The organism is Frankia sp. CcMO1 (assembly GCF_977945845.1).
Genome location: NZ_CDWTMG010000208.1, coordinates 1 through 2,661 on the forward strand (window position 1 = coordinate 1; position 2,661 = coordinate 2,661).

2 protein-coding genes and 1 pseudogene are annotated in these 2,661 nt (G+C 63.5%); 2 read left to right on the forward strand and 1 reads right to left on the reverse strand.

Annotation, left to right across the window (positions count from 1 at the left end):
- Positions 1-918: pseudogene (locus AC08OU_RS19340) on the reverse strand (ParA family protein); the annotation flags it as partial.
- 627 nt (positions 919-1,545) lie between these two features.
- On the opposite strand from AC08OU_RS19340, the gene AC08OU_RS19345 reads away from it, so the two are divergent.
- Complete coding sequence (locus AC08OU_RS19345; protein WP_462204007.1) at positions 1,546-1,929, forward strand: SHOCT domain-containing protein; 384 nt, start codon at positions 1,546-1,548, stop codon at positions 1,927-1,929.
- 30 nt (positions 1,930-1,959) lie between these two features.
- Entirely contained in the window at positions 1,960-2,592 is a 633-nt protein-coding gene (locus AC08OU_RS19350) for a GAP family protein (protein ID WP_476601489.1), read from the forward strand.
- Positions 2,593-2,661 lie beyond the last annotated feature (69 nt).

Here is a 2,661-nt window from a genome sequence, read left to right on the forward strand (position 1 = left end):
TTCGAAGAGCCGGAACTCCTCGACCAGGCTCTGCAGTTCCCAGGCGAGTTCCCGGCTGAGCTGCTCGGTGAGAATGGCGGGGAGCTGGGCGCGGGCCGCGCCGGCGAAGTGCTTGTTGCTCTCCCGGAGCATCGCCTCGAAGACGGGCAGCCCGAGGCTTCTGGTCTGCGCTATGTAGGGCCGCAGCGCCGAAACGGGCTGACCACCGTAGTACTGGACCATCGTGAAGACGACGCCCAGAATCATCGGTTCCAGTTTCTTCACGGCCGGCCGGAGGTCGGCCTGCAGATCAGCGACCTGGTTGAACTCCCAGGTGAACCGGCGCAGCCGGGACTGCAGGTGATCGATTCCGAGGGTGGACAGCTCGTCCGGGCGGGCCGGGATGAGCAGCTGGTCGCTGGCCGCCACGGCGGACCTCGTGATGACGCCGAAGTTCGGCGGGCAGTCGATGAGCACCAGATCGTAGAGCCGCCCGGGCAGGGTGGCAAGCCCGGCCGCGAGACGCAGATAGACGTCGAAGTAGTGGCGTGTCGACCGGTGGATCTGTGCCCCACCCAACCGCGCGGCGAGATCCATCTCGACGTCGCCGAGGGCAAGGTGGGACGCGATCAGGTCGAGCCGGCCACCGCCATGCGCGATGCGGGAGTTCGCCACCGTGGGGGCGGTGACGAGCGCCTCGAGTCCCGGCACCGGCCCGTCCATCCGCCAGGCTTCGAACCACTGTTTGATGGTCCGGCCCTCGGCGAGGTGCGCCCGCCAGTCCTCCGGCCGGTAGAAGGAGAAGGTGAGGCTCGCCTGCGGATCAAGATCGATCAGAAGAACCCGTTTTCCCCAGCGGGCGATCTCCGCGCCGATGTTCGCCGTCAGAGTGGTCTTTCCGACTCAGCCCTTGTAGTTCATGACCGAGACCACTTTCACGGTGTCACTGCTCTTGTGGATGACCGCGATATATTAAGGTAGCCGTCAGGTTGGCTTCGTGGACTTCGATGATGTGTCATCCGGCGGTCCCCCTGTCGCGCACTGGCGCCGTCCGTACGCGTGACCCGCGCCGGCCTTCTTCCTGCCAGCACACCACGTGCCGTTGACGCCATTTCCGGGATCCCCCGGACGGGTGAGTGCCGTGCGTGGACATTTGGCCGCCGATGACCATCGATCGTCCAGCTGATCCCACGTTGGGAGGGCCGTGGGAGAGGCCGTAGGGCAGCCAGCCGCGCACCGGCTCCGGACTGCCGCCACGCCGGGCATGGCCGACTGGTGGGTACACCATGGTCAACTTCAAGCGAAGTGGGACGGTGCTAAGACGAAGGCCCGCAAGTCCGGCCGGACGCCCCAAGCCGACCGTCTTCCGTCAGTGCCCCTGGTCACCTAGTGCCCCCGGCCACCGTCTGCGGCATCGGGCCGAGACGAGAGGGTGAGTTTCGGGTGATGCTGGGTTTGACGCGGCGAACAGGCGGTAGGTAATGGCTGTGGTAATGCGGCGCACCTGACGCGCACGGGCCGGGAGGACCCGGTCCGGCTGTTGGCTCGGCGAGCGAGGAAGTGGTTATGGACTATCCGTTGCTTAATGCTTTTCTAACAGTTCTGTTTATCTTTTTGTTTGCCGTCTGGATCTATTTCCTGTTTGTTATCTATGCTGATATCTTTCGTAGTCGGGATCTGTCCGGCTGGGGGAAGGCCGGCTGGTCGATCTTTGTCCTCGTGCTTCCGGTCATCGGTATCCTGAGTTACTTGATCGTGCGCGGCGACGGGATGCAGGATCGGATGGTGCTCCACAAGCAGTACGAGGAGGAGGCGGTCCGCGGCTACCTCCGCGCCGCGACCCGCACGACCAGCATTGCTGACGAGCTGGCCAAGCTCGACGACCTGCACCGCCGCGGACTGCTCAACGACCAGGAGTTCGAGCGCGAGAGGGCTAGGATTCTCGCGTGAGTCAGCATGGTCAAGCGGTGGGGAGCATCCATGGACGGTCTCCAGATTCTCCCGCTGGCAATCACCATGATGATCGGACCACAGATCATGTCGGCGATCATCTTCGTTACCACGCCACGAGCCGGGCGGGTATCTCTGGGGTTCCTGGCCGGTGTGGCGGTCGCGACAGCGACCGGTGTGGCCGTCATGATGGGCCTTGCTGCACTGCTAGACAGCGATGTCGACCTGGGCAGCCCGAGGAGTAACGGTTCAGCCGGCCAGATCATCCAGTACGTACTGGTGGGCCTGTTGGCAGCCGCCGCCGTGAAGAACTGGGTGCGGCGCGAAACGGTGGAGCCGCCGAAATGGCTGATGACGCTGATGGCGGCAGATCTGATGAAGGCGTTCCAAGTCGGACTGTTCGTCATTCTGCTGATGCCCTCGGACATCGTGATTATGATGACGGTTGGAATACATCTGCAGCAGAACAACGCGTCCTATGCGGCAGCACTCCCGTTCATCGGGATGACCGTTACGGTGGCGGCACTGCCGCTGCTTGCCCGGGTACTGTTCCATAGACGGGCAGAAGTCGCCGCACCGCGCGTCCGAGACTGGATGAACACCCACAGCTGGCTCATCAACATCATCGTCTGCATCATTTTCATCGCCCTCATCATCGACTGAAGCGGCTGCTTGAGTCCCCGCCCCGGAGGGCGAGCGCCGCACACAGGAGTCGAAATGAAATAACTTGCG